The organism is Limimaricola sp. (assembly GCF_016125575.1).
GTDB lineage: Bacteria > Pseudomonadota > Alphaproteobacteria > Rhodobacterales > Rhodobacteraceae > WGLM01.
Genome location: NZ_WGLM01000007.1, coordinates 81,021 through 106,948 on the forward strand (window position 1 = coordinate 81,021; position 25,928 = coordinate 106,948).

Here is a 25,928-nt window from a genome sequence, read left to right on the forward strand (position 1 = left end):
GATCGCCAAGATCATCAACCAGTTGTTGAGAAGACCTGGCCAACTGCCGAAGGGCCACTCCGCCAGCATCGTCACCGAGAAACTGGCGCTTGCGATAGGTCGCTCCCCTCGTGGTTTCGCACCTGACGCCCGACTTGACCCCGCTACGCGCCTGAAATACGAAGCGAGCAAGGTCGCGGGCGTTGTGTAATGGTAAGACCCTTGCCTTCCAAGCAAGAGACGCGGGTTCGATTCCCGCCGCCCGCTCCAGAATTTTCCACCAGACTTGATGAATGAGCGTCTTGCCCGGGGGCAATGACGATCGGCACCCCTGCGACGGGCGCCGGTAATTTCGGCTCAGTCGTCGGCCAATGGCAGGTCGAAAAAGAACGTCGTGCCAGGCCCGTCGTTCTTGCGATAGTCGATCGTGCCGCCATGCGCCTCTACGATCTGTTTGGAAATGTTCATGCCAAGGCCGGTTCCCGCGGTGCCACGGTTTTGCGATGACTTGACCTGGCTGAACATGTCGAAGACCAGCTCGCGCTTGTCCTCGGACAGCCCGACACCGCGGTCGATCACCTCGATCCGGGCCCGGCCCTCGTGAACCGTCAGCTTCACTGTCACCACGCCACCGGGATGCGAAAACTTGGCGGCGTTGGACAGCAGATTTGACATCACCTGGTCGAGCCGCCGTTCGTCCCCATGGATCACCACACTCTGTCCGCCATGTTCGGCCACGGCCTCGAAACTGACGTCCAGCGGGATGGCGTAGGGGCCGTTCACCTCGCAGGCGCGTTCAACGAAATCCCATAATTCGATGGGCGCGTTATCAAACACCATCTTGCCAGCCTCGATCTTCTGCAGGTCGAGGATGTCGTCAATGAGGTTGGACAATCGAGTACAGTTCGACTGCGCGATGCCAAGCAGTCTTTCAAGGGCGGGAGTCAGCGGCCCGGCAGTCCCCGAAGCCGCGATGCCGACCGCGCCGTTGATCGAGGTCATCGGGGTGCGCAACTCGTGGCTGACGGTCGACAGAAACTCGGTCTTGGCCGTCGATGCGACCCGCGCCCGTTCGGCCAGATCGCGCAGTTCGACCATCTGGCGGATCTGCCGCTGATACGCTCCCAAGAAGACCTGCGAAACCTTGATGATGAAAAGCAGCACAACCACGCTGGTGAAAAGTTCCAGCCATTCGGGCGAATGCAGGCCGGCGCCTGTCCTCAGAACGTCAAAGATCGGGATCGCGACGAAAGCTGCCCCGTAAAGGACCAGCCGCGTCAACAGCAGGGTAACCACCTGACCTTCGTTCATCGCGGTAAAGATCGAGCCCGCAAGCAAGAAGAAAAGCGGCATGAAATGCGTGGCCGCCGGTTCCGAGAACGCGATGGAAAGCGTGAAGCAGACGACGATTGACGAACTCAGCACGGTGGAAAGGGCCAGCAGGGCAAAGTTTCGGCGCACCGTCGGCAGGTCGGGCGAGGAATCGCGAAACACCTGCCGGTGGATCACGCGGTCAAGGCATTCACTGATGACAACCAGGATCCCGATGACGATCGAGATACGCGGGTCATAGTAGAAGGCGGCAAGGCTTAGCCCTGCCACGTAAATGATCAGTCGCTGGCGGAACTGCATGTCGCCGCTGCGCGCATAATCTCGCATCTGGGTCTGGATCAGAGCGGGGGATTCCCCCAGGAAAAGGACGTCCGATGACCCGTCCAGATCACTCTGGTCGAGGTCACTGTAGCTGACGGCAGTATCGTCGCTCGCTGCGGCCTGCATGGTCGGATCCTCAAGGGCATGTTCGGCAGGCTTGGCGACCCGCTCTCATGGTTGAAGCACGATGGGTGAGTTGCAACCGACAATGCAAGAGGCCGGTCGTGAAGACAAGCATGCGCTTGGCTCGCCGGGCCCCGGCCTGCCCGGATCAGCTACCGAAAAAATGCAGCGCCGCGCCATTCTCGACGATGATGGTCCCGCCGATCCAGAGCGCGGCGCAGCCAATGGCCACAGTCGTGCCGGTGCGCAGCCAGTTGGCTCCGCGCTGCGCCAGAAGCAGTGGAAAACTCGCCATTGTCGACAGCGCCGCCATCCCGGCCATCGAGCCCACGCCGAAGATTGCGAAATAGGCCAGCGCCTGCCAGACCGAGTCCGTCGCGCTGACCGTCATCACCAGCAGCGCGCCCGAACCCGCCGCGCCGTGGATCAGGCCCACGCCCAACGCCTTGAGGTTGGTCTTGCGGTGGCTGTGGTCATGCGCGGCGCGCGCGTGCGGCACCGTCTCGCCCTTGTGGGAATGGGCGTGCAGGTGCGGGCCCGCGCCGTGGTCGTGGACATGGATATGGACGCGGTCGCGGTGCAGCCGCCACAGCGTCTGCAGCCCCAGACCCACGATCATCACCCCCACCGTGAATTCCAGCCCCGCTTGCACCGTGCCCGAAATCGTCATGCCCAGCACCACCACCGCGGCGCAGAAGAAGAACAGCGACAGCGTGTGGCCCAGCCCCCAGAAGGCCCCGCGCGCGATCAGCGCCGCGCGGCCGCCCTTCTGCGCCAGCATGTTCGAGACCGCGGCAAGGTGATCGGTTTCCAGCGCATGGCCCATGCCGATGACGAAACCCAGGGGAAGAATGGCGGCAAAACTCATGATCTCTCCTCGGGCACACAATGCGGAGCGGTGCGAGCCTGCGCCAATCCCCGTTCCTGTCACGCCAACATCACGCCGGTGGTCGCGGCGTCAAGACCCATCGCGCGCGGGCGCCCCGGCCGCCGTGCCCGGATCGCCCGGTGCCATTGCAGTGGCCTTGACCACGGCAAAGACGCGGGCACCGGGCCGCAGGTCCAGCTTGACGGCGGAACGGCGAGTGACCCGCGCCAGCAACTGCGCCCGCCCCACCGATAAGCCCACCGCCACGCCGCCCGGCACATCCGCCAGCGCCGTAACCTCGACCTCAAGCACATTCAGCGCCGACAGACCCAGAGGAGCGACACCGGCAAGGATCACATCCTCGGCCGCGATCCGCACAGTCAGTCGCGCACCGGGCCGCCCAACCCGTCCCGGCAACAAAAGGCGCCCCCCATCGAAGTCAACTTCGGTCAGGTCGTCGCCGCTGTCATGGCCAACCACCCGGGCCGAGATCACCGCACCGGCCCCCCGATCACCAAACAGGTGGGCCGCGGCTGGGTCGGCCAGCACCTGCGCTAGCGGCCCCGCACGCAAGACCCGACCGCTGTCGAGCAATACCAGCGTGGTGGCCAGACGCGCCACCTCGGCCAGCTCGTGGCTGACGTAAAGCATCGGGATGCCCACCTCGTCGCGCAGGCGTTCCAGGTGGCCCAGCACCTCGGCCCGCCGCGGCGCGTCGAGCGCGGCCAGCGGTTCGTCCAGCAACAGCATCTCGGGCGCGCTCATCAGCGCGCGGCCCAGTGCGACGCGCGCCGCCTCGCCGCCCGAGAGGGTGCCGGGCCGCCGCTCCAACAGGGCGCCGATCCCCAGCAGGTCGATCACCCGCGCCTCGTCATGGGTGCCGCCGTAGCGCAGGTTGGCCAGCACGCTCATGTGCGGGAAAAGCCGCGGTTCCTGAAAGACATAGCCGATCCGGCGGCGCTGCGGCGGCAGGTTGGTGCGCCCCGCCTCGAACAGCACGCGGTCGCCCAGCGCGATACGCCCGCGCTGTGGCCGGACCAGCCCCGCCACGGCATTGACCACCGTCGTCTTGCCCGCGCCTGACCGCCCGAACAGCGCCGTCACGCCGCCCGGCGCCTCGAAGGTCGCCTCGATCGAGAACGCCCCCGCGCGATGGCCGATGTCGACGGACAGGCTCATTTCCGGGCCATCCGCGCCGCCAGCATCTCGGAGGCCGCCAGCGCCGCCGCCGCCAGCACGACCGAGACCGCGGCAAGCCGCAGCGCCACAGGCTCGGCTCCCGGCACGTCAAGCGCGGCGCTGATCGCCAGCGGAATCGTCTGCGTCTGGCCGGGAATGTTCGACACGAAGGTGATCGTCGCGCCGAATTCGCCCAGCGCCTTGGCAAAGCCCAGGATCGCGCCCGCCAGCAGGCCAGGCAGGATCAGCGGCAGCGTGACGGTGGCGAAGATGCGCAGGCGGCTGGCCCCTAGCGTGGCCGCCGCCTGTTCCAGTTTCGGGTCGACCGCCTCCAGCGCCTGCCGGATCGCGCGCACGCTCAGCGGAAAGGCCATCACGGCCGCGGCGACGACCGCGCCGGTCCAGCGAAAGGCCAGCACTAGGCCCAGCGCCTGCTCCAGCGCCGCGCCCAGCGGCCCGCGCCGCCCCAGCAGCAGCAACAGGCCATAGCCGGTGACGACCGGCGGCATGATCAGCGGCAGGTGCACCAACACGTTCAGCGCCTGTCGCCCGGCAAAGCGCCCCCGCGCCAGCGCGTAGGCCGCGGCCAGCGCGAAAGTCAGGCTGACGGCCGTGGCCCACAGCGCCACGACCAGCGACAGGCGCACCGCCTGCCATTCGGCGGGACCAAGCCAGCCCGTCACGGCGGCGGTGGCGGCGCAAAGCCCGCCGCGGTGAAATCGGCCAGCGCCGCAGGGCCTTGCAGAAAGCGCAGCAGGTCCGCCGCCGCGGGCGCGCCGCCCCTTATCCGGGCCGCGTCGTAGACGATGGCCGCGTGCGTGCCGTCGGGAAAGGTCGCCACCACGGCGACCTTCGGTTCGGCCCTGGCATCGGTGGCATAGACCACGCCGAAGGGCGCCTCGCCCCGCGCGACCAGCGCCAGCGCCGCACGCACGTTGTCGGCCTGCGCCACCTGCGCCGCGACTGCGTCCCACAGGCCCAGCGCGCTCAACGCGGCCTTGCCGTATTGCCCCGCGGGCACCGCATCGACCGTGGCCATCGCCAGCTTGCCGTTGCCCAGCCGCGCGGGCAGGTCGGACAGCGCCATCGGCGCGGCCGGCGCGGTCGCGACCAGCACCAGCGTGTTGCACAGCAGGTGAACGCGGCTGCCCGGCACGACCAGCCCCTCCCCTTCAACCCTGTCCATCCAGGCCGTGCTGGCCGCGATGAAAAGGTCCGCCGGAGCGCCCGCCGCGATCTGCCGCGCCAGCGTCGAAGTGCCCGCGTAGGACACGGCGACGTGGCTACCAGTCTCGGCCGCCCAGGCCGCCGCCGCGGTGTCGAGCGGGCCACGCAGGCTGGCCGCGGCAAAGATCGTCAGGTCCGCGGCCCTCAGCGGCGCAGCGAGGACGGTCAGGATCAGGGCGAGGGCAAGGCGCAAAGGGGCCTCCTTCCAGCGGATGGTCCGTGCCGATGTATCACCGCTTGGCCCGGCCCGCGCAAGGCTCAGGCCCAGGCACGCCGCCGCCCGGCCAGCACCGCCGCCCGCGCGCGCAGGTCCGCGCCGATGGGCCCGTCGCGGGCCGGATCGCGAAGGGTGGTCAGCCAATGCGCCTCGGCCCGCCGCGCGCGCCCGCGCACGTCCCATGTCAGCGCGCGTAGCACTGCCTGCCCCGCCTCGGGCAACTGGTCGGGTATCTCGGCCCCCGCCAGCGTCGCCCAGACCCCGGTCCAGAGCCGCCCGACCGACCACGGGTTGTAGCCGCCCCCGCCCAGCACGAGGTAGCGGGAGCTGAGCGGGCGAAGTGCCGCCACCACCGCCCAATGGGCATTGTTCGACAGCGCCAGGCGCGATTGCGGGTCTTCGGCCACCGCGTCGGCCCCGCATTGCAGCACCACCGCGTCGGGCCGGAAATCCGCCACCAGCGGCAGGATGACCTGATCCAGCACCAGCGCCATCTCGGTATCGTTGAAACCCGCGGGCACCGGCAGGTTGTGCACCTGCCCCGCGCCGCAATCCTCCAGCCGGCCGGAGCGCGGCCAGCGGTTTTCCTCGTGCACCGAGATCATCAGCACCTCGGGGTCTTGTCCGAATGCCGCCTCGACCCCGTCGGGATGATGCGCGTCGATATCGACATAGGCCACGCGCGCCGCGCCGTTGCGCCGCAGCGAGAGGATAGCCAGCACCGGGTCGTTGAAATAGCAAAAGCCGTTGGCACGGTCGGGCAGGCCGTGATGGGTGCCGCCGGCGGGCGAATAGATCACCCCGCCGCCTGCCAGCAACTCTCCCGCAAGGATCGCGGCACCGCAGGCCGTGGCCGGGCGGCGAAACATCTCGGCAAAGACCGGGTTCGAGGGCGTGCCAAGGTGATGGCGCGCGCGCACCGCGTCGCTGACCGCGCCTGCCGCCTCGGCCGCCTGCACCGCGGCAATGTAGTCGTCGGTGTGAAAGGCCCTGAGCGCGGCAGGCTTGGCGCGCGGACTGGTGATGAAACGCTCCGGCCCCAGCCAGCCCAGAGCGCGCGACAGGTCCATCACGGTCGAGACGCGCGGCACCCGCAGCGGGTGCCACGGCCCGTAGCACGAACCGCGGTAGATTTCAGAGCCGATGAAGCGCGGCTCAGCCGCCAACGCCCGCCGCCCCGCCCAGCGCGGCCTCGATCGCATGGGTGATCGCGGGGCCGGTGGGCCGCGCGAGCGAGCCCCAGGTGGCAATCACCTGCCCGTCCGCCCCGATCAGCACCTTGTTGAAGTTCCAGCCGGGAACGAATCCGCGGTTCGCTGCCAGCCACTGATAGAAGGGCAAAGCCTCGGGCCCCTTGACGTGGCTGATCGTGGTCATCGGCAGCGTCAGGTTGAAATTCGCGGTGCAAAACTCTTTGACTGCCTCGCCATTGGCCAGTTCCTGCTGGAAATCGTCCGACGGGATCGCCAGCACCACCAGCCCCTTGTCCTTGTAGGCGTCATAAACCGCCTGCAGATCGTCGTATTGCGGCGTGAAGGCGCAAAGCGAGGCAGTATTGGCCACCAGCACCGGGTGCCCGGCATAGTCTTTCATGTCGATCTTGCCGCCGTCGATCGAGTCGAAGCTGAAATCGAAGGCACCTGCCGCCGCCGCCAGCACAGGTACGACAGCAATGACAACTGCCGCACAAACCCGCGAGATGATCTGACCTTTCACTTGCTCCTCCCCATGCTGTCCTGTTTCAATCAGGCGAGTCGGCGCCTGCCCGGCTTTCACATAGTCCGATCAGCCGCCGCGCCAATGTCCCTTCAGACGCCGACACAACTGCCGCTTCGCCTGCGCCGCGGGGCCAAGACCACCGCGCGGACGCAGTTCGCCGCGCTGTGCTTTCGCGTGGTCGCCGACAGCGCGCAGATCTGCCTTGTCACCAGCCGCGGCACCGGGCGCTGGGTCCTGCCCAAGGGCTGGCCGATGCACAAGCAGACCCCGGCCGAGGCCGCCGCGACCGAAGCCTGGGAAGAGGCCGGGCTGACCGGCGACGCGATCGACCTTTGCCTTGGTGTCTATTCTTACATCAAGCCGCGCGACCGCAGCCGCACGCCCGTCATCGCGCTGGTCTATCCCGTCCACGTCACGGCCGTGCATACCGAGTGGCCCGAGCAGCACCAGCGCAAGCGCAAGTGGTTCCCGATCGACCAGGCCGCCGCCAGGCTGGCCGAGCCGGAATTGCGCCAGATCGTTGCCACCTTCGATCCGCGCATCCTTGGCCGCTGACCCTTTCCGGGGCGGGCCGCCTGCCCTATGTTCCCTGCACAGGCAAGGAAAACCGACGCGACATCATGATCCGCTACGCTCTGAAATGTGACCGCGACCACCGCTTCGACAGCTGGTTCGCCTCCGCCGATGCTTATGACGGGCTTTCGCGGGCCGGGCAGCTTGCCTGCGCGGTCTGTGGCTCCGGCAAGGTCGAGAAGGCCGTGATGGCCCCCTCCGTGGCCCCCGAGACAGCCCCGCAAAGGCCGCTGTCGGCCCCCGCCAGCCCTGCCGAACAGGCGCTCGCCGAGTTGCGCCGCCGGGTCGAGGCCGAGGCTGATTACGTCGGCGACAGCTTTGTCACCGAGGCCCGCGCCATTGCCGGTGGTGACGCACCCGACCGCCCGATCTGGGGCGAGGCACGGGCCGACGAGGCCCGGGCGCTTGCGGCCGAAGGCATTCCCGTGGCGCCCCTGCCCTTCACCCCGCGCCGCCGTAGCAACTGAAAGGCTCTCCCATGACAACGCTTATCACCGGCGCCAGCCGCGGCGTGGGCCGCGCGCTTGTCGATCACCTGACAGCCGCGGGCGAGACGGTGATCGGCACCTGCCGCACCGCGCCCGCCGCGGGCTGGCTCGCCCTCGATGTCACAGACCCCGATAGCATCGCCGCGATGGGTCGGGCGATGGAAGGCCGCCCGCTCGACCTGCTGGTCTGCAATGCGGGCATTTACCTCGAAAAGGGCCAGCGGCTGGAGGACGGCTTTCCGTCCGCGATGTGGGCACAGACCTTTGCCACCAACGTCACCGGCGTCTTTGGCACCATTCAGGCGCTGCTGCCCAACCTGCGCGCGAGCCAAGGCGCAAAGATCGCCATCATCTCCTCGCAGATGGCCTCCGACACCCACGCGCCCGGCGGCAGCTATATCTACCGCGCTTCCAAGGCCGCCGCGCTGAACCTTGGCCGCAACCTCGCCGCCGATCTGGCGCGCGAGGGGATCAGCGTCGGCATCTACCACCCCGGCTGGGTGCAGACCGACATGGGCGGCCGCAGCGCCGACATCACCCCGGCCGAGGCCGCGCGCGGCCTTGCCGCCCGCTTTGCCGCACTGTCGCCCGCCACGACCGGGTGTTTCGAAACCTGGGACGGCCGCCCCCACCCGTTCTGACGCCCCCGCTTCTTCTGGCCCCAAATACCTCCGGGGGAGTCCGCGCCAGCGGACGGGGGCAGCGCCCCCTGAACAGCCCGGATATTGCGATTGACCCAGTGCGTCACGGAAAATACAATAATTTCAAATACCTGAAGATATACCCGCATGGGACCGGCGGCACGCCTGCCGCACGTCGCCGCAAGGCACATTGCCCTTGCCCGGCAACCCGCATATGAGAAGCGCCGATTCTTGCCGGGACACCCCATGCCTACCCTCGTGATGAAATTCGGCGGCACCTCCGTCGCCAACATCGACCGGATCGCCCGCGCAGCCAAGCGCGTGGGGCTGGAGGTCGCCAAGGGCTACGACGTGATCGTCATCGTCTCGGCGATGTCGGGCAAGACCAACGAATTGGTGGGCTGGGTCGACGAAACCTCGCCCCTTTACGACGCACGCGAGTATGACGCGGTGGTGTCGTCGGGCGAGAACGTCACGGCCGGGCTGATGGCGCTGCGGCTGCAGGAAATGGATATCCCGGCGCGCAGCTGGCAGGGCTGGCAGGTGCCGCTGAAGACCAACAGCGCCCATGGCGCCGCGCGGATCGAGGAGATCCCGACCGAGAACATCAACCGCAAGTTCGCCGAAGGCATGAAGGTGGCCGTCGTCGCGGGCTTCCAGGGGATCAGCCCCGAGGGCCGGATCACCACGCTGGGCCGTGGCGGGTCGGATACCACCGCGGTGGCCTTTGCCGCGGCCTTTGGCGCGGAGCGGTGCGACATCTATACGGATGTCGACGGCGTCTATACCACTGACCCGCGGATCTGCGACAAGGCGCGCAAGCTCGACAAGATCGCCTTCGAGGAAATGCTGGAACTGGCGTCGCTGGGCGCCAAGGTGCTGCAGACCCGCTCGGTCGAGCTGGCGATGCGCTACAAGGTGCGCCTGCGGGTGCTGTCGTCATTCGAGGAACCGTCGGACACGGCCGGCACGCTGGTCTGCGACGAGGAGGATATCATGGAAAGCAATGCCGTGGCCGGGGTGGCCTATTCGCGCGAAGAGGCAAAAGTGACGTTGCTGGCAGTGGCCGACCGCCCCGGCATCGCCGCCGCCATCTTTGGTCCGCTGGCCGAGGCCGGCGTCAACGTCGACATGATCGTGCAGAACATCGCCGAGGACGGCCGCACCGACATGACATTCTCATGCCCGGTCAACGAGTGGATCCGCGCCGAGAAGGCCGTGAAAGAGGCCGCGGCGTCGGGCGCGATCTCGTTTCAGGATCTCGTGGTTGACCACGACGTGGCGAAGGTTTCGGTCGTCGGTATCGGGATGCGCAGCCATGCGGGCGTCGCGGCGCAGATGTTCAGGGCGCTGGCCACCGAGGGGATCAACATCAAGGTCATCACCACGTCCGAGATCAAGATTTCCGTGCTGATCGACCGCAAGTACATGGAACTGGCCGTGCAGGCGCTGCACGACGCCTTCGACCTCGACAAGGCCGCCTAGGCCAGCGGTACGCCCAAGACCGCCGGTACCTCGGCGGCAAACCGTCTGCTTTCCGCGACGATCCAGTCGCGAAACGCCCGCATCGGCCTGTTCAGGCTGCGCCGCGCCGGCCAGACCAGCCGATACCTGTAAGAGGACTGGATCACGTATTCAGGCCCAAGAGGCGCGACAAGGTTGCCGCTGAGCAAATCGTTGTAGCATTCGGTCAGCCCACAGATCACAAGGCCACTCCCGCCGATGGCAACCCGAAATCCGCCAGTTTGCTGCAGCGGGCCCGGACTGTCACACCGCAGCCCGTGCCGGTCGATGATTGCGCTCCAGCCAATCCATTCCGGATCGGTCGTTACCTCGTAAAGCTGGAACAGCGGCACGCCCGTCAAATCTCTGGTCCGGGGCGACAGACCAAACCGCTCGGCGACAGCGGGCGTGCAGACAGGGAAATAGGCGCTGCCATGCAGGTTTTCGGCCGCGAAGTCGTGCCCGGCCTCGCGCGAAAACCGTATCGCCATGTCGATATCGCCCTTTGCCAGATCGACAAGCGCGACGCTGATCTCGTAGCTGACCTCGATACGGGGATAGCGCTGGTGAAAGGCCGGCATCCGCTGGGCCAGCCAGTCGTCCAGCATGAAATGCGACATCGTCACCTTCAGCCGATCGGTGCCGGCGGCCGGCCGCAATTCGCCCAGCACCTCCTCGATCTGGCCAAACCCCTCGGTCAGCCGGGCCGCCACGGCCAATGCGACCGCGGTAGGCCTGACCCCTTGCGGCAACCGCTCGAACAACTTGACGCCGAGGAACTCTTCAAGGCCCCGGATCTGCTGGCCAATCGCGGCAACGGTTACACCCAACTCCGCCGCAGCGGCGGTGAATGTGCCGTTGCGCAGGGTCGCTTCCAGCGCGCGCAGGGCGTTGAGGTGCGAAAGCTTCATCGCACGACTATAGCAGAGCTTTAGTCCCCGGAAGAAAAACTGAGATGACCTTCCGGCCATCGCGATGGCAGCCTTGGGTGCATCCAACCCGAAAGGACATCCCCATGACCCTGAAGAAATACGTCATCGAACGCGATGTTGTCGGTATCGGCGCGATGAGCGCCGACGAACTGTGCTCCGCTGCGGCCACATCCAACGCCGCGTTGGCGGAGCTGGGCCCAAAAGTGCAGTGGAGCCATTCCTACGTCGCGGGCGACAAGACCTTCTGCATCTATTTCGCCGAAGACGAGGATGCGATCCGCGAACATGCCCGGATCAGTGGTTTTCCGGCCAATGTCATCACCGAGATCCAGACGATCATCGACCCGACGACAGCAAACTGACCCTGCGGCGAGACCTCTCCCAGGGTTTGCGGCCGCCTTCGGTCAGCCGGTCGAGCGCAAGCTGCGCGCCAGCCCGTCCAGAAGCAGGTCGAGGCCAAACGTGAAATCCTGCAGACCGTCATGGCGCCCCGCTGCCACCTCCGCGGCCAGCGCGCGCAGCGTCGGAAAGACGTCTGCCGGTATCAGGTGCAGGTTTTCGCGCGCGGCGCGGGCATAATCTGCCGGATCGAAGGGAAAGTTCAGCCGCTGCAGCGTGAAGCCGTGGATGTGACTGTCCATTGCATTCCATGCGTGATCGGCCTGCGGCAGGCTGAAACCTGCCGCCACCAGCGCCGCCAGCGTGCGCTCGACATAGGCCAGCACGTGCGGCCCGCTATGCGGCAGTGACAGCCAGACTTGCGAGGCCCACGGATGCGCGATCAGCATGGCATAGGTCGCCAGACCCCGCGCACGCATGCCTGCCACCCAGTCACGCCCGCCCGGCGGCCAGTCGATGGTGCCCACCACGTGGTCGAGCATGCCCATCAACAGGTCGTCCTTGTTGTCGACGTGATTGTAAAGCGACATCGCCTCGACCCCCAGCGCGCGGGCCAGACGCCGCATCGACAATGCGTCGATGCCTTCCGCATCGGCCACGGCAACGGCACCTTCAAGGACCCGCGCGCGCGTCAGTGGCGCGCGCTTGCCCGACTGTTTTTCTGTGGTCATGCCCGATTCTCCTCTTGCTATACTTACAATGTAAGTTTAAGGAACGGCAAGAACCTTACACTGTAAGCATTGTTGAACTGGAGATATTCATGAAAAAGATCTGCATCGTCGGCATTTCCGGCAAACTGGGCCAATACTTGACCGAACACGCGCTGGCGCGCGGCTACGAAGTGCGCGGCGTCTGCCGCCCCGAAAGCGTGGACAAGCTGGCGCGCTTTGGCGACCGCATCACCGTCTTTCCCGGCAAGACCAACGACCGCGCGGTGATCGCCGAAGCGGTCAAGGGCTGCGATGGCGTGCTGGTGGTGCTGGCCCCCTGGGGGGTGCAGCGCTATGCCTCCGGCACCGCGCAGGCGGTGATGGATTTCGCCGAACCCGGCGCACGATTGGTGTTTTCGTGCGGCTGGCACATCAGCCTTGACGGCAAGGATGTCTATTCGCTGAAGCTGCGGCTGATCGTGGGGCTTTTCGGGCCCATCGCGCGTCTGCTGCGCTTTGCCGAACTGGACGACCAGGTGCGCGCGACCGACCTGATCTTTCAGTCGGACAAGGACTGGACCGTGGTACGCGGCAGCAATCTGGAAGAAGGCGAAAGCGAGGGCCTGCCGGTTTGGGCAGAGCATGTGGGCGACCCTGTTTTGGCCAGCAACCTTACCCGGCGGACCGACTTTGCGCTATTCATGGTCGCGGCGCTGACCAACGACAGCCTGATCGGAAAGGCACCGGCCATCGTCAGTCGCGCCGCGCCCTCCGCACAAGCGGCGCAAGAACAGGCAGTTGCGGCCTGACCTGCAAGGCAGGACTCCGCCGACTTGCCATTGACCCTCCCCAAGCGTCGCCAACTCCCCTATAGCAGGGGTTAGGGGACGACGGGGAGCCGGCATGGCCGATCGGATCGAAAGCGACAGCCGCAAGCTCTTGGGCCGGCTGCGCGATGCACTGGCCGAGGACAGTGCGGGACAGGCGCGCCTCAACAGGATCGTCGGGCTGATCGCAGACTCGATGCAGACAGAGGTCTGCTCGATCTACCTCTTCCGCGATACCGAGACGCTGGAACTCTGCGCCACTGAAGGTTTGCAGGCCGAGGCCGTGCACCAGACGAGGATGCGGCTGGGCGAGGGCCTTGTTGGCCGCGTGGCCCGCGCCAAGACCGTCACCAACACCGCTGACGCGCCGGGCGAAAAGGGCTTTCGCTACATGCCTGAAACGGGCGAGGAACGTTATTCCTCGTTCTGCGGCGTCCCGATCCAGCGGCTGGGCGACGTACTGGGCGTGCTGGTTGTCCAGTCAAAGGCAGCGCGGCTTTTCAGCGCCGACGAGGTCTATGCGCTGGAAGTGGTCGCCATGGTGCTGGCCGAGATGACAGAGCTTGGCGCCTTCGTGGGCGAAGGCGCGGCGCTGTCGGCGCGGCACAAGCGGCCTGTGATGTTCCGCGGCACTATCGGGCAGGAGGGTGCCGTCGAGGGCCGGGTTTACCTGCATGAGCCCCGCGTAACCGTCACCAACCCGATCTCGGACGATCCCGAGGCCGAGGTTGCCCGCCTGCGCGCGGCGGTCGATACGCTGCGCGTGTCGGTCGACCAGATGCTCAGCGACGCCCATGAGGGCGGTGCCGATCAGGTGCAGGTGCTGGAAGCCTACCGGATGTTCGCCAATTCGCGCAGTTGGATCCGACGGATGGAAGAGGACATTGCCAGCGGCTTGTCCGCCGAGGCAGCCGTCGAAAAGGAACAGTCGCTGGCGCGAACCCGCATGGGCCAGTCCGAAGATGCCTATCTGCGCGACCGCCTGCATGACCTTGACGACCTGTCGAACCGCCTTCTGCGTATCCTGACGGGGCAAGGTGCCGATACTGGCGCGGCGATGCCGGAAAACCCGGTACTGATCGCCCGCAACATCGGGCCCGGCGAGTTGCTGGAATACGGCAAGACGCTGAAGGGGATCGTCCTCGAAGAGGGCTCGGTCGGCAGTCATGCCGCCATCGTCGCGCGGGCCTGGGCCATTCCGCTGGTGATCAACGCCAAAGGCATCCTGACTGAGGCGCTGAACGGTGATCCGATCCTTGTCGATGGCGAACAGGGCATCGTCCACCTGCGACCGGATGACAACGTCGCCTCGGCGTTCCGCGACAAGATCGCGATGCTGGCCAAGGCGCAGGAACGCTACGCCTCGGTGCGCGACCTGCCCGCCGAAGCGCGCTGCGGCACCACGATCAGCCTGCACATGAACGCAGGGCTGATGGCCGACCTGCCATCGCTGAAAGGGTCCGGGGCCGAGGGCGTAGGCCTTTTCCGCACAGAGCTGCAATTCCTGATCCGCAACCAGATGCCCCGGCGCAGCGAGCTGTCGGCGCTCTATGCTCGCGTGATGAATGCCGCCGATGGCAAGCGCGTAGCCTTTCGCACGCTCGACATCGGCTCGGACAAGGTGCTGCCCTACATGAAGCCCAACGACGAGCCGAACCCCGCAATGGGCTGGCGCGCGATCCGCGTGGGCCTCGACAAGCCCGGCGTGCTGCGAATGCAGTTGCAGGCGCTGCTGCGCGCCGCCGCCGGGCGGCCGCTGGCGGTGATGTTTCCCTTCATCGCGCAATTGGACGAGTTCCGCGCGGCCCGCGCCGAGATGGACAAGGCGCTGGAACGCGAGGAAATCCTTGGCCACCCCCTGCCCGAAAAGCTGGAGGTCGGCGCGATGCTGGAAACGCCCGGCATGGCCTTTGCCCCCGATGCCTTCTTCGAGGAAACCGATTTCGTCTCGATCGGCGGCAATGACTTGAAACAGTTCTTCTTCGCAGCCGACCGCGAGAACGAGCGGGTACGGCGGCGCTACGACACGCTGAACGTCAGCTTCCTCGCCTTCATCGAGCAGATCGTCGCGCGTTGCGCTGCCATGGGCACGCCGCTGTCGTTCTGCGGCGAGGATGCGGGCCGACCGGTCGAGGCGGTCACCTTGGCGGCCATCGGGCTGCGCAGCCTGTCGATGCGCCCCGCCTCCGTCGGCCCGGTCAAAAGCCTGATCCGCCGGGTGGACATCACCGAGGCCAAGGCGGTGATTGATGCCGCCCGCGACCGGGGCGAGCAATCGGTCCGCGGCGCGATGATGGATTACCTGTCGCGGCTGGGCTGAGGATCCGAACCATGTCCATGCATCTGTGTATGGAGATCATGCAAATCCTGGCAATATACATACCAGATTGCATAACCTAATCTCTGTTTCATCGGCCCGCCCTGGGGCCAAGGGAGACAGACGATGACCGACCTTTCGACCCCTCGTCCCTGTGCCGCGACCGGCCAGCCGCTGCTTTACCTGCGGACCGAAGGTTCGGTTGTTCTGGCCGGGTGCGTTGTTGCCTATGGCCAGTTGGACTACAGCTGGCTGCTGTTCTTCGTGCTGTTCCTTCTGCCGGACCTGTCGATGCTGGGCTACCTGCGCGATCCGCGCACCGGCGCCGCCCTCTACAACATCGGGCATACCTATCTGGTCACGCTGGGTGTTGTCGCGCTCGGCATCGGCCTCGGCTGGCCGCTGATCACCGCCATAGGCCTGATCTGGACCGCGCATGTCGGATTTGACCGGGCGCTGGGCTACGGCCTGAAATACCCGCAGGCGTTCAAGTCGACCCACCTGATGTAAGACGGCCCGCCGCCAGCGCGGCGTGGAAGGCATCGAGAACTTGCGCCTCGTTGAACTCCCGCGACAGCTTGCGCAGGCCGAAATGCACATGCGCCATCTCGGTATAGAAGCGGATGAAGGCAAAATTCGTACCCGCCCCCGCCGCGGCCCCCAGAACCGGCACCGCCTGCGTGGCCAGTTTCTGGCTCAGCACCGCGGCAAAGCGCGGCGCAACCTTGCCCAGCAGCCCGTGCAGCGCCGGGCCGGTCAGGCTCAGCCGCGCGCCGATGAAGGTGGTGTCGACCCCGTCATCCTGCGTGCCCGGTCCGCCGGCACCGAAAACGCGCAGGCACTCGATGCGGGTGGCCTCGGTCGTCGGATCCTCGCCGTGTTCGGCGGCCACGCCCTGGACGGCGCGAAAGATCATCGTGGTGGCGACGGGAAGTTCGGCCAATGCCGTGGGCAACCCGCCAAGCCCGCCCAGCGCGCCCGAGATGGTGGCCAGCACCCGGTGCGCCCGATCGCCGCTGGCAACCTGCGCCCAAGCACCGTCGCGGCTTTTCGCGGCGGCCTGATAGCTGGCTTCAAGTGCCCGGCGCGCGGCGTTGTCGATCTGGCCCCGCACCGGCGCGGGGAGTCGGCGCAGGCCATCCTCCACCTGTCCGCCAACGTAGTTCACCGCACTCATCAGCACGCCGTTGGCCCTGCGCTGGCGTTGCGCCAGGGCGGCCACGGCGGCAGCGCCCGCCTCGGTCAGCGGGCGATCGGGGTTGATTTCCTTCATCTGCGGCGCCTCGACAGTCATCCGATTACAGATGGGAAGGCGCGTCGGAATTGCAATCATCTGCCTTGGTGACCTTGCCGGTCACGCCTGTCCATGCGCCGGGGCTCAGCGCCACACCCAACACCCGGTCAGGGTTTGTCGGCGGCGGCATCTCGACACCCGGCAGGCGAACAAAGCCGAAGCGGCGGTAATAGGGAAGATCGCCCACCAGCAGCACCCGCGCCCAGCCCAGTTGCCGCGCCCGGTTCAGCCCGCGGCGGACAAGGATCGCGCCCAGCCCTTCGCCCTGACGGGTCGGGTGGACGGCGACGGGGCCAAGCAACACCGCCAGCCGACCGCCGATCCGCACCGGCCAGCAGCGCAGGCAACCTGCCAGAATACCCTCCGCATCACGGGCAACGAAGCAAAGCGCACGGATCGGGTCCACCCCGTCGCGCAGCCGGTAAGACGACAGCGCCGTGCGCCCGGGTGCGAAACACAGGTCGTATAGCGCCTCGACCTCCCACCAGTCGTTCGGGGTTTCCTCGGTCAGCTCGACCATCCGCCTGCCTGTCGTTTCGGACTGGTCCCGGACCTACCACGGCGCTAGGTCCCCGGCAAACCGAACACACAAGGAGCGCGCCATGTTCTACCGACCCGAAGAGGGCCACGGCCTGCCGCACAACCCCTTCAATGCCGTCGTCACGCCGCGCCCGATCGGCTGGATTTCCAGCCGTGGCACCGACGGGGCCGACAACCTGGCGCCCTATTCCTTCTTCAACGCGGTGGCCTATACCCCGCCGCAGGTGATGTTCGCTTCGACCGGGGTCAAGCCCGACCGCGACGGCACCAAGGACAGCGTGGCCAACATCCGCGAAACCGGCGTCTTTTGCGTCAACATCGTCAGCTATGCGCTGAAGGACGCGATGAACGCGACATCCGGCCCCTGGCCGCGCGAGACCGACGAATTCGCCCTGGCCGGCCTTGCGCGCGAGGAATGCAGGACAATCGCCTGTTCGCGCGTCGCTGCCGCCCCGGCCGCACTGGAATGCCGGCTGACCCAGATCGTGCAACTGCCCGGCATCTCGAACCTGGTGGTCTTTGGCGAGGTCACGGGCGTGCATCTCGACGATGCCTGCCTTGTCGACGGCACCTTCGACGTGACCCGGTTCAACCCGCTCGCCCGGCTGGGATACAAGGATTATTCGGTGATCCGCGAGGTCTTTTCCCTCACCCGGCCGGGGCAATAGCCAGCGACCTCCGGGCGCAACACCGCAGTCAGGCGGCGGAAAAACCAACCTGCCGCCCTCTGCCTCAGTGTCTAACGGGGCACGGGGCTTGCCGCAAGACGGGCCGGATGCGCCATAAGCCGGGCATCGATTCGCACCTTGGGAGATGTCCTGCCATGTCCGCCGCCACCCAGTTCACGCGCCAGTATTTTCACGGCACCCGCGCCGACCTCGCCCCCGGCGACGAGATCGTCGTCGGCCACCGCTCCAACTTCACCGAGGCCGGCCCGCTGTCCTGGGTCTATTTCACCGCCACGCTCGATGCCGCGATCTGGGGCGCCGAACTGGCCGCCGGGCCCGGGGCAGAGCGGATCTACCTTGTCGAGCCGACCGGCCCGATCGAGGACGATCCCAACGTGACCGACAAGAAGTTTCCGGGCAACCCGACGCAATCCTACCGCTCGCGCGCGCCCCTGCGCGTCGTCGCCGAGGTGACGCGGTGGATAGGCCACCCGCCCGACCGCCTCCGGCAGATGCGCGAGAGCGTCGCGCGCCTGACGGCCGAGGGCGGCAACATCATCGACTGACGGTGGCGGTCCGCGCTAGTGCGCCCCGAGGATCCCCGTGCGCACGTCGTAATCGACCGCCAGCGCGTAATCGGGGTCGTCGTCGCTGTCGATCATCAGGTGCCCGGCGCGGGCCAGCAGGCGGTGACAGTCGCGGCTGAGGTGGCGCAACTGGATGCGCTTGCCCGCGGCCTCGTAGCGCCCGGCCACCGCCTCGATCGCCTGCAACGCCGACTGGTCCACCACCCGACTGTCGCTGAAATCGACGATCACCAGCGCCGGGTCGCCCCCCAAATCGAAGACCTCGCCGAACCCGGCCGCCGAGCCGAAGAACAGCGGCCCCTGGATGCGATAGACCTTCGCGCCCTCCGGCGTGACATGCGTGACGGCATGGATGCGGCTGGCATTGCCCCAGGCATAGGCCAGCGCCGAGACGATCACGCCCACGACCACCGCCGTCGCAAGATCGGTGGCCACCGTCACACCCGTCACCAGCACGATCACGAAAGCATCGGTGCGCGGCACCTTGCGCAGGATGCGCAGGCTGTTCCAGGCGAAGGTGCCGATCACCACCATGAACATCACCCCCACGAGGGCCGCCAGCGGGATCTGTTCGATCACGCTGGAACCGAAGAGGATGAAGGCCAGCAGGAACAGCGCCGCCGCCGTCGCCGCCACGCGCGTGCGCCCGCCGGATTTCACGTTGATCATCGACTGGCCAATCATCGCGCAGCCACCCATGCCGCCGAAAAGGCCCGTCACCCCGTTGGCCAGCCCCTGCGCCACGCATTCGCGGCTGGCACCGCCGCGCTTGCCCGTCATCTCGCCCACGAGGTTCAGCGTCAGCAGGCTTTCGATCAGGCCGATCGCGGCGAGGATCACCGCGTAGGGCCCGATGATGCTCAGCGTCTCCCATGTCAGCGGAACGGCAGGGATGTGAAACACCGGCAATCCGCCCTTGATCGACGACATGTCGCCCACCCGCGGCACATCGAGGCCCAGCCCGATCACCAGCGCCGCGACGATGCCGATCCCCGCCAGCGGCGCCGGGATCACCCGCGTCACCTTCGGCGCGGCCCAGATGATCGCCATCGTCAGCCCGACCAGCCCCAGCATCAGCGCCAACTGCGCGCCCGACAGCCACTGGGCGGCCCCCGGCACGCGGAACTGCTGCATCTGCGCAAGGAAGATCACGATCGCCAGGCCGTTGACGAACCCCAGCATCACCGGGTGCGGCACCAGCCGGATGAACTTGCCCCAGCGCAGCAGCCCCACCGCGATCTGGATCAGCCCCATCAGCACCACGGTGGCAAAGAGGTATTCCACCCCGTGCGCCGCCACCAGCGCCACCATCACCACCGCCAGCGCCCCCGTCGCGCCCGAGACCATCCCCGGTCGCCCGCCGAACAGCGCCGTGATCAGCCCCACCATGAAGGCGGCATAAAGGCCCACCAGCGGATGCACCCCCGCGACAAAGGCAAAGGCCACCGCCTCGGGCACCAGCGCCAGCGCAACGGTCAGCCCCGCAAGAAGTTCGGTGCGCAACCGCGCCGGCGTCAGCGAGAGAGAGTCAACGTTGGAAAGGCGGTCGGCAAACGCCGCCCAGTAGCTGGGTGTCATGAGAGGGCCTGTGCTCGTTTTCTGGCAATTGCGCCGCGCCTACAGGGGAAAGCGGGCAATGTCACCCCGCCACCGCCCCTTGATCGCACTCCCCCGCCCCGCGATAGTCGCCCCATGCCAGAGCGCCGCAGATGAGCCGCATCCGAACCCTGTCCGACGCCGGCCCCCTCAGTGCGGCCGAGCAGCAGTTGGTCGACGCCTGCAAGGCTGGCGAGACTTGCACCCTCGGCGACGGCACCCGCCCCGAAGGCCCAGACCCCGCCCGCACCATCCGCGCCGACCTGCTGCGCTTCCTGATCCTTGGCGGGGATGACGCCTGCAGGGTGGATGAATATGGTGTGGCTCTTCGCGGTGCCTTCATCGAAGGCCCGCTTGACCTCTCCTTCGCCACGGCGCGCGGACGGGCGACGATGGTCGCCTGCCGCTTCGACCAGCCGATCGCGGCGATGCAGGCCAGATTCGAGACTCTAGCCCTCGGCGGCAGCGCGCTCCCGGGCCTGAATGCCCAAGGTGCGAGGATCGCCGGTAGCGTGTTCCTGCGAAAGGGCTTCCACGCCACTGGCACGGTGAGCCTCGCAGGTGCCGAGATCGGCGGGCAGCTGGACTGCGCGGGCGGCAGGTTCGAGGTCAAAGAGGGCGATGCCCTCAACGCACAAGGCGCGCGGATCCCCGAGGCCGTGTTCCTGAGCGACGGCTTCCACGCCACCGGCATGGTGCGCCTCACAGGTGCCGAAATCGGCGGGCAGTTGACCTGCGTGGGCGGCAGGTTCGAGGTGAGAGACGGCGATGCGCTCCAGGCTCAAAGGATGCGCGTCACGGGGAGCTTCTTTTGGCGAAACGTACGTGCCGAGTCGGGCAGTGTCGATCTTGCCGACGTCCATGTCGGCGATCTGGTGGATGATCTGGCAAGCTGGCCACCCGCAGGGCGTCTCTACCTTGACGGCTTCACTTATGACCGGATCAGCGGCGCCTTCACCGATGCGCGCAAGCGGCTCGACTGGCTCGCGCGCGGCACGGTATGGGAGGGGGAGTTCTTTCCCCAGCCCTATACCCAACTGGCGAAGGTGCTGCGCGAGATGGGGCATGAGGCCGAGGCGCGGCGTGTTCTGGTCGAGCGGGAAAGGCTGCTCGACCGCTACCGGATCAAGCGGCTGCGCGCCGAACTGGCCGATCTGCGCGCCCTTTGGGAAACCATCTGGTCGTTCTTGCTGCGCTGGCTGGTGGGCTACGGCTACGCCCCGTTTCGCAGCATCTGGGCGCTGGCCGCCCTGATCGTGATTGCTACGGGCCTTGGCCATCAGGCATGGGAGAGCGGCGATTTCGCCCCGAACTCCGCCATCATCCTGTCCACCGATGACTGGCGAACGCTGGCCGAAGATGCGACCGTCGCCAACCCCGCTAAAGTCTGGTCCGACCCGACCGGCCCGGGCCGCGATTACGAGAGTTTCAATGCCTGGGCATGGGGGACCGATCTGGTCGTCCCGATCCTGTCGCTGGGCCAGACCGAGGCCTGGGCGCCCTCCACCGCGCGGGGGCCGTGGGGGCGGCGCCTCTGGTGGGCGCGCTGGGTGCTGGAGGCGTTCGGCTGGATCGTCACCGCGCTGGGGGCGGCCGCCATCACCGGGATCATTCGCCGCGATTAGAGGCAGGGGGCGCGCGCGCCCGGCCCGCCTGCGCTGCTTGCGGTTGCGCCCCGGCCACGGGGCGGGCAAGACTGGCGTGGAGCAGCGGAGAGGCACAGGTGCAGACACGGTTGGGAATCATCGGCGGCTCGGGCGTCTATGACATCGCCGGGCTGGAAGGGGCCGCGTGGGTCGCCGTGGACACGCCATGGGGCGCGCCCTCGGACCAGATCCTCACCGGCACGCTGGCGGGCCTGCCGATGGCCTTCCTGCCCCGGCACGGGCGCGGCCACGTTCATGCGCCGGCGGACGTGCCCTACCGCGCCAATATCGACGCGCTCAAACGGCTGGGCGTGACCGACATCGTCAGCGTCTCGGCCTGCGGATCGTTCCGCGAGGCGATGGCGCCGGGCGATTTCGTGATCGTCGACCAGTTCATCGACCGCACCATTGCCCGGCCGAAAAGCTTTTTCGGCTCGGGCTGCGTCGCCCATGTCAGCCTTGCCCATCCCACCTGCGCGCGGCTTTCGGACGCGGTCGAGGCCGCCGCGCGCGCCACCGGCACGACGGTGCATCGCGGCGGCACCTACCTGTGCATGGAAGGCCCGCAATTCTCCACCCTGGCCGAATCGCGGATGTATCGCGAACACTGGGGCGCCGACGTGATCGGGATGACCAACATGCCCGAGGCGAAACTCGCCCGCGAGGCCGAAATCTGTTACGCCCCCGTGGCGATGGTCACCGATTACGACAGCTGGCACCCCGACCACGGCAGCGTCGACGTGGCCACCGTGATCGCTACGCTCACCGGCAACGCCCACCGCGCGCGCGAAACCGTGGCGGGCCTGCCGGGCCTGCTCGACCGCGCCCGCGCCCCCTGCCCCTGCGGCTGCGACCGCGCACTCGACCATGCCATCATGACCGCGCCCGACCGGCGCGACCCTGCCCTTCTGGCCAAACTCGACGCGGTCGCCGGCCGCGTCCTACCCCCGGGACCGACATGAAGACCGTCAAGGATTACATCCGCACCATCCCCGACTTTCCCCATCCCGGCATCATGTTCCGCGATGTCACCACGCTCTTTGGCGATCCGCGGGGCTTTCGCATCGCCGTCGACCAGCTTCTGCACCCCTATACCGGCGCGGCGATCGACAAGGTTATCGGGCTGGAGGCGCGCGGGTTCATCCTTGGCGGCGCGGTCGCGCACCAGCTGGGCAAGGGGTTCGTGCCGATCCGCAAGAAGGGCAAGCTGCCCGGCCGCACGCTGAGCCAAGCCTACGCGCTGGAATACGGCGAGGCGGTGATGGAAATCCATGACGACGCCCTGCAACCGGGCGAAAAGGTGCTGGTCGTGGACGACCTGCTGGCCACCGGCGGCACGGCGGCGGCGGGCATCAAGCTGATCGAGCAGTTGGGCGCGCAGGTCGTGGGCTGCGCCTTCGTCATCGACCTGCCCGATCTCGGCGGGCGCAAGCTGCTGGAAGGGCTCGGCATGGAAGTGCACGCGCTCTGCGCTTTCGAGGGCGACTGACATCCGCCGTCCCTTACGGGACGACGGGCCTCCGGCGGGAGTATTTCCCGGCAAGATGAAGCCGTGGGACGCACCCCTTCATCTTGCTCCAAATACTCCCGCCGGAGGCTCCTGCAGCCAAGGCCGGGGGGCTGCGGTGCCGATTACGCGCGCAGCACCGCGCCGGGGTTGAGGATGCCGGCCGGGTCGAGCGCGGCCTTGATCGCCCGCATCATGGCAAGCTTGGCCGGGTCGCCGTAGCGTTCCAAGTCGGCCACTTTCAGCCGGCCAATGCCATGCTCCGCACTGACCGAGCCGCCCATCTCGTGGGTCAGGTCATGTACCAGCGCCTTGACCGCAGGCCGCTTGTCCTCGTCATCAGCGCGGGTCCGGCCTCGCGCGGGAAAGACGTTGTAGTGCAGGTTTCCGTCGCCAAGATGGCCAAAACAGTTGATCCGAAAATCGCCAAGTCGCGCGAGTTCCGGACCAGCCTTGGCGATGAAGTCCGGGATCGCCGAAAGCGGCAGCGAGATGTCGTGCGAGCTGACCGCACCGATGCGGCGGTTGGCCTCGGGGATCGTCTCGCGCAGCTTCCACAGGCCCGCGCGCTGGGCCAGCGTTTGTGCCAGTATCCCGTCGGTGACAAGGTCCGCGTCAGCGCCCGCCTGGTAAAGCTCGGCCAGCGCCGCCTCGGCGGGCAGGCCCGCGGGCAGGCCCAGATCGACCAGCACCATCCAGTCCGGCATCGGGTCAAGCGGCATCTGCGCCAGCAGCCCCGTTTCGGCGAGAAAGTCGAGGCCCTGCCGGTGGATTAGCTCGAAGGCGGAAATGCCCTCGCCCAGTTGTCCGCGCGCCAGCGCCAGCAGATCGAGCGCGGCGGCGGGCGAGCGCACGGCCAGCAGCGCGGCGGCCACCGTCGCCGGGCGCGGCATCAGCCGCAGCGCAGCCGCCGTGATGATGCCCAGCGTGCCTTCGGACCCGATCAGGAGGTCGCGCAGGTCATAGCCGGCATTATCCTTGCGCAGCCGCGTCAGGCCGTGCCAGACCGTCCCGTCGGCCAGCACCGCCTCGATCCCGAGGCACTGCGCCCGCGCATTACCGTAGCGCAGCACGTTGACGCCGCCCGCATTGGTGGCCAACAGCCCGCCGATCCGGGCCGAGCCTTCGGAGGCCAGCGACAGCGGGAACAGCCGGTCCAGCGCCGCGGCCCGGTCCTGCACTTCCGCCAAGATCACGCCCGCCTCGGCGACGATCACGTCCTCGGCCGGGTGGACCGAGCGCAGGCGCGTCATCCGGTCGAGCGACAGGACCACCGGGCGCGGGCCCTCCGGCATGATCTGCCCGCCGACAAGGCCGGTGCCGCCCGACCACGGCACGATGCCCACACGGGCATCAGCGCAGGCACGCACCACCGCGGCCACCTCGTCGGTCGTGGCCGGCGCCACGACAAGGCCCTGCCCTTGCCAGCGCCCGCGCGGCTCGGCCAGGTAGGCGGCCGGATCGCGAAAGGCGGCGGCGGGCAGCAGGCCGCGCAGGCGGGCGGCAAAGGCTTCATCGGCGGGTTGCAGCATCGCTCCCTCTCGGCATCTGCCCGACAAGATATCGCTTCGCATCGGGGGACAAGCCCCCTGCAGGCCCAAATCCGGGCAATCCGGGCCCGCCCGTCGCGCGTATCAGTCTCACACGCCCCGAAAGGACCATGCCGATGCGCCGCCTTGCCTTCCGCCCGCTGCTTGGCCTCTGGCTGATCGTCGCGGCAGCCCTGCCCGCCACCGCCGCAACCCGAAGCTACGCGCTCGAGGCGGCGGGAAGTTCGGTCGCCTTCTCGGTGGCGTTCGGGGCGGACACGATCACCGGGACCATGCCGGTGCTGCGCTCGGACCTGAAGATCGACTTTGCCAATGTCGCGGCCTCGCGGGTGGCGGTGGACCTCGATGTCACGGGTGCCCAGGCCAGCTTTCCCTTTGCGTCGCAGGCCATGAAAGGGCCGCGGGTGCTGGACGCGGCCGAGTTCCCGCAGATCAGCTTCACCAGCACGGCGATTACCCGGGACGGCGACACCGCGCGCATCGAGGGCAACCTGACGGTGCGCGGCGTCACCCGACCCACGGTGCTGACGGCGCGGCTTTACCGTCCTGCCGGCAGCAGCCCGCAGGACCTTGACCAGTTGACGGTCATCCTCGACGGCGCTTTGGCGCGGTCCGATTTCGGCGCGACGGGATGGAGCGACATGGTCGGCGATACCGTGCACCTGACCATAACCGCGCAGATCCGCGCCACGACCTGAGCGATGCGCTGGCGCAACGGACCTGATCGTTTCGGCCTGATCACCCGGATGCTGCACTGGGCCATGGGCCTTGGCATCATCGGCATGCTCGGCTTCGGCACGGTGCTGTCACGGATGCAGCCCTCGCTTGGCAACATATGGCTTTATGGCCTGCACAAGTCGGTGGGGCTTTGCCTGCTGGCGCTGGTGCTGGCACGACTGGCCTGGCACCGGATCAGCCCGCCGCCGGCCAGCCTGACCGAAGGCATTGCGCCATGGCAGGTGGCGGCAGGCCGCTGGGCGCATCGGCTGCTTTACGCGCTGATGCTCGCAGTGCCGCTTGCGGGCTGGATCGGCAGCGCCGCGACGGGGATCGACGTGCAGGTCTTCGGACTGACGCTGCCCAACCCCTTCCCCGTCTCCGAGGCGTGGGACAAGGGCGGGTTCCTGGCCCATGCGGTGCTGACCAAGCTGCTGATGGCAGTCGTCGCGCTTCATGTCGCGGGCGCGTTGCACCGGGCGCTCTGGCATCGCGACGGCACGTTGCGGCGGATGCTGCGGGCCTGAC

General features: G+C 67.5%; 27 protein-coding genes, 1 tRNA gene and 1 pseudogene. 16 read left to right on the plus strand and 13 right to left on the minus strand.

The window, feature by feature from the left end:
- The first annotated feature begins 175 nt into the window (after nucleotides 1-175).
- A tRNA-Gly gene (locus GC146_RS17455) sits at nucleotides 176-249 on the plus strand.
- A gap of 87 nt (nucleotides 250-336) precedes the next feature.
- On the opposite strand, the gene GC146_RS17460 is transcribed toward GC146_RS17455, so the two are convergent.
- The 7 genes from GC146_RS17460 to GC146_RS17490 all read right to left on the minus strand — a co-directional run bounded on the left by GC146_RS17460 (nucleotide 337) and on the right by GC146_RS17490 (nucleotide 6,962).
- Complete coding sequence (locus GC146_RS17460) at nucleotides 337-1,758, minus strand: HAMP domain-containing sensor histidine kinase (RefSeq protein ID WP_291841380.1); 1,422 nt, start codon at nucleotides 1,756-1,758, stop codon at nucleotides 337-339.
- 145 nt (nucleotides 1,759-1,903) lie between these two features.
- Complete coding sequence (locus GC146_RS17465) at nucleotides 1,904-2,623, minus strand: hypothetical protein (RefSeq protein ID WP_291841381.1); 720 nt, start codon at nucleotides 2,621-2,623, stop codon at nucleotides 1,904-1,906.
- Between the two features lie 90 nt (nucleotides 2,624-2,713).
- A complete protein-coding gene (modC, locus tag GC146_RS17470) occupies nucleotides 2,714-3,802 on the minus strand; it encodes a molybdenum ABC transporter ATP-binding protein (RefSeq protein ID WP_291841382.1) in 1,089 nt (362 codons plus the stop codon).
- Complete coding sequence (gene modB, locus GC146_RS17475; RefSeq protein ID WP_291841383.1) at nucleotides 3,799-4,485, minus strand: molybdate ABC transporter permease subunit; 687 nt, start codon at nucleotides 4,483-4,485, stop codon at nucleotides 3,799-3,801. Before modB ends, modC begins: the two co-directional genes overlap by 4 nt.
- Entirely contained in the window at nucleotides 4,482-5,222 is a 741-nt protein-coding gene (gene modA / locus GC146_RS17480; RefSeq protein ID WP_291841384.1) for a molybdate ABC transporter substrate-binding protein, read from the minus strand. Before modA ends, modB begins: the two co-directional genes overlap by 4 nt.
- 65 nt (nucleotides 5,223-5,287) lie before the next feature.
- The gene (locus tag GC146_RS17485) at nucleotides 5,288-6,448 is read right to left on the minus strand and encodes an acetoin utilization protein AcuC (RefSeq protein WP_291841385.1); all 1,161 of its coding nucleotides are present in this window, start codon (nucleotides 6,446-6,448) and stop codon (nucleotides 5,288-5,290) included.
- The gene (locus tag GC146_RS17490) at nucleotides 6,402-6,962 is read right to left on the minus strand and encodes a glutathione peroxidase (RefSeq protein ID WP_291841386.1); all 561 of its coding nucleotides are present in this window, start codon (nucleotides 6,960-6,962) and stop codon (nucleotides 6,402-6,404) included. The genes GC146_RS17485 and GC146_RS17490 overlap by 47 nt, the downstream gene beginning before the upstream one ends.
- Before the next feature lie 84 nt (nucleotides 6,963-7,046).
- On the opposite strand from GC146_RS17490, the gene GC146_RS17495 reads away from it, so the two are divergent.
- The 4 genes from GC146_RS17495 (at nucleotide 7,047) to GC146_RS17510 (ending at nucleotide 10,152) form a co-directional block, all read left to right on the plus strand.
- Entirely contained in the window at nucleotides 7,047-7,520 is a 474-nt protein-coding gene (locus GC146_RS17495; RefSeq protein ID WP_291841387.1) for an NUDIX hydrolase, read from the plus strand.
- Nucleotides 7,521-7,585: 65 nt separating this feature from the next.
- Complete coding sequence (locus GC146_RS17500) at nucleotides 7,586-8,005, plus strand: DUF1178 family protein (RefSeq protein ID WP_291841388.1); 420 nt, start codon at nucleotides 7,586-7,588, stop codon at nucleotides 8,003-8,005.
- A gap of 11 nt (nucleotides 8,006-8,016) precedes the next feature.
- On the plus strand, nucleotides 8,017-8,667 hold the full coding sequence (locus GC146_RS17505; RefSeq protein ID WP_291841389.1) for an SDR family oxidoreductase: 651 nt from the start codon (nucleotides 8,017-8,019) through the stop codon (nucleotides 8,665-8,667).
- Between the two features lie 246 nt (nucleotides 8,668-8,913).
- Complete coding sequence (locus GC146_RS17510) at nucleotides 8,914-10,152, plus strand: aspartate kinase (RefSeq protein ID WP_291841390.1); 1,239 nt, start codon at nucleotides 8,914-8,916, stop codon at nucleotides 10,150-10,152.
- Here the strand turns inward: GC146_RS17510 and GC146_RS17515 are convergent.
- Nucleotides 10,149-11,081: a LysR substrate-binding domain-containing protein gene (locus GC146_RS17515; protein WP_291841391.1), complete on the minus strand. Its 933-nt coding sequence runs from the start codon at nucleotides 11,079-11,081 to the stop codon at nucleotides 10,149-10,151. The two genes, GC146_RS17510 and GC146_RS17515, sit on opposite strands and share 4 nt — an antisense overlap.
- Before the next feature lie 104 nt (nucleotides 11,082-11,185).
- Between GC146_RS17515 and GC146_RS17520 the strand changes: the two genes are divergently transcribed.
- Nucleotides 11,186-11,464 carry a DUF4242 domain-containing protein gene (locus GC146_RS17520; RefSeq protein WP_291841392.1) on the plus strand — a complete coding sequence of 93 codons (279 nt, stop codon included), beginning with the start codon at nucleotides 11,186-11,188 and terminating at the stop codon, nucleotides 11,462-11,464.
- Nucleotides 11,465-11,506: 42 nt separating this feature from the next.
- Here GC146_RS17520 and GC146_RS17525 read toward each other — a convergent pair whose 3' ends face one another.
- Nucleotides 11,507-12,172 carry a TetR/AcrR family transcriptional regulator gene (locus tag GC146_RS17525; RefSeq protein WP_291841393.1) on the minus strand — a complete coding sequence of 222 codons (666 nt, stop codon included), beginning with the start codon at nucleotides 12,170-12,172 and terminating at the stop codon, nucleotides 11,507-11,509.
- An 89-nt stretch (nucleotides 12,173-12,261) separates the two neighbouring features.
- On the opposite strand from GC146_RS17525, the gene GC146_RS17530 reads away from it, so the two are divergent.
- The 3 genes from GC146_RS17530 to GC146_RS17540 all read left to right on the plus strand — a co-directional run bounded on the left by GC146_RS17530 (nucleotide 12,262) and on the right by GC146_RS17540 (nucleotide 15,805).
- Entirely contained in the window at nucleotides 12,262-12,960 is a 699-nt protein-coding gene (locus tag GC146_RS17530; RefSeq protein WP_291841394.1) for an NAD(P)H-binding protein, read from the plus strand.
- Between the two features lie 94 nt (nucleotides 12,961-13,054).
- Nucleotides 13,055-15,298, plus strand: a complete 2,244-nt coding sequence (ptsP, locus tag GC146_RS17535; RefSeq protein WP_291841395.1) for a phosphoenolpyruvate--protein phosphotransferase — start codon at nucleotides 13,055-13,057, stop codon at nucleotides 15,296-15,298.
- A 123-nt stretch (nucleotides 15,299-15,421) separates the two neighbouring features.
- Nucleotides 15,422-15,805: a DUF4260 domain-containing protein gene (locus tag GC146_RS17540; protein WP_291841396.1), complete on the plus strand. Its 384-nt coding sequence runs from the start codon at nucleotides 15,422-15,424 to the stop codon at nucleotides 15,803-15,805.
- Here GC146_RS17540 and GC146_RS17545 read toward each other — a convergent pair.
- Nucleotides 15,783-16,589, minus strand: coding sequence for an EcsC family protein (locus GC146_RS17545; protein ID WP_291841397.1), 807 nt, complete (start codon nucleotides 16,587-16,589; stop codon nucleotides 15,783-15,785). The genes GC146_RS17540 and GC146_RS17545 overlap by 23 nt on opposite strands.
- A gap of 4 nt (nucleotides 16,590-16,593) precedes the next feature.
- Nucleotides 16,594-17,109 carry an N-acetyltransferase gene (locus tag GC146_RS17550; protein WP_291841398.1) on the minus strand — a complete coding sequence of 172 codons (516 nt, stop codon included), beginning with the start codon at nucleotides 17,107-17,109 and terminating at the stop codon, nucleotides 16,594-16,596.
- A gap of 82 nt (nucleotides 17,110-17,191) precedes the next feature.
- On the opposite strand from GC146_RS17550, the gene GC146_RS17555 reads away from it, so the two are divergent.
- A complete protein-coding gene (locus tag GC146_RS17555; RefSeq protein ID WP_291841399.1) occupies nucleotides 17,192-17,797 on the plus strand; it encodes a flavin reductase family protein in 606 nt (201 codons plus the stop codon).
- 145 nt (nucleotides 17,798-17,942) lie between these two features.
- Nucleotides 17,943-18,363: pseudogene (gene arr / locus GC146_RS17560) on the plus strand (NAD(+)--rifampin ADP-ribosyltransferase).
- A gap of 15 nt (nucleotides 18,364-18,378) precedes the next feature.
- On the opposite strand, the gene GC146_RS17565 reads toward arr, so the two are convergent.
- A complete protein-coding gene (locus GC146_RS17565; RefSeq protein WP_291841401.1) occupies nucleotides 18,379-19,962 on the minus strand; it encodes a SulP family inorganic anion transporter in 1,584 nt (527 codons plus the stop codon).
- A gap of 131 nt (nucleotides 19,963-20,093) precedes the next feature.
- Here GC146_RS17565 and GC146_RS17570 point away from each other — a divergent pair, with 131 nt between their 5' ends.
- The 3 genes from GC146_RS17570 to GC146_RS17580 all read left to right on the plus strand — a co-directional run bounded on the left by GC146_RS17570 (nucleotide 20,094) and on the right by GC146_RS17580 (nucleotide 23,115).
- Nucleotides 20,094-21,605 carry a hypothetical protein gene (locus GC146_RS17570; protein ID WP_291841402.1) on the plus strand — a complete coding sequence of 504 codons (1,512 nt, stop codon included), beginning with the start codon at nucleotides 20,094-20,096 and terminating at the stop codon, nucleotides 21,603-21,605.
- A gap of 98 nt (nucleotides 21,606-21,703) precedes the next feature.
- The gene (locus GC146_RS17575) at nucleotides 21,704-22,588 is read left to right on the plus strand and encodes an S-methyl-5'-thioadenosine phosphorylase (RefSeq protein WP_291841403.1); all 885 of its coding nucleotides are present in this window, start codon (nucleotides 21,704-21,706) and stop codon (nucleotides 22,586-22,588) included.
- The gene (locus tag GC146_RS17580; RefSeq protein ID WP_291841404.1) at nucleotides 22,585-23,115 is read left to right on the plus strand and encodes an adenine phosphoribosyltransferase; all 531 of its coding nucleotides are present in this window, start codon (nucleotides 22,585-22,587) and stop codon (nucleotides 23,113-23,115) included. Before GC146_RS17575 ends, GC146_RS17580 begins: the two co-directional genes overlap by 4 nt.
- A 143-nt stretch (nucleotides 23,116-23,258) precedes the next feature.
- Here GC146_RS17580 and GC146_RS17585 read toward each other — a convergent pair whose 3' ends face one another.
- On the minus strand, nucleotides 23,259-24,665 hold the full coding sequence (locus GC146_RS17585) for an FAD-binding oxidoreductase (RefSeq protein WP_291841405.1): 1,407 nt from the start codon (nucleotides 24,663-24,665) through the stop codon (nucleotides 23,259-23,261).
- 134 nt (nucleotides 24,666-24,799) lie between these two features.
- Here GC146_RS17585 and GC146_RS17590 point away from each other — a divergent pair, with 134 nt between their 5' ends.
- Together GC146_RS17590 and GC146_RS17595 are read left to right on the plus strand one after the other, a co-directional pair.
- On the plus strand, nucleotides 24,800-25,381 hold the full coding sequence (locus tag GC146_RS17590; RefSeq protein ID WP_291841406.1) for a YceI family protein: 582 nt from the start codon (nucleotides 24,800-24,802) through the stop codon (nucleotides 25,379-25,381).
- 3 nt (nucleotides 25,382-25,384) lie between these two features.
- Nucleotides 25,385-25,927: a cytochrome b/b6 domain-containing protein gene (locus tag GC146_RS17595; RefSeq protein WP_291841407.1), complete on the plus strand. Its 543-nt coding sequence runs from the start codon at nucleotides 25,385-25,387 to the stop codon at nucleotides 25,925-25,927.
- The last annotated feature ends 1 nt before the right edge of the window (nucleotide 25,928 follow it).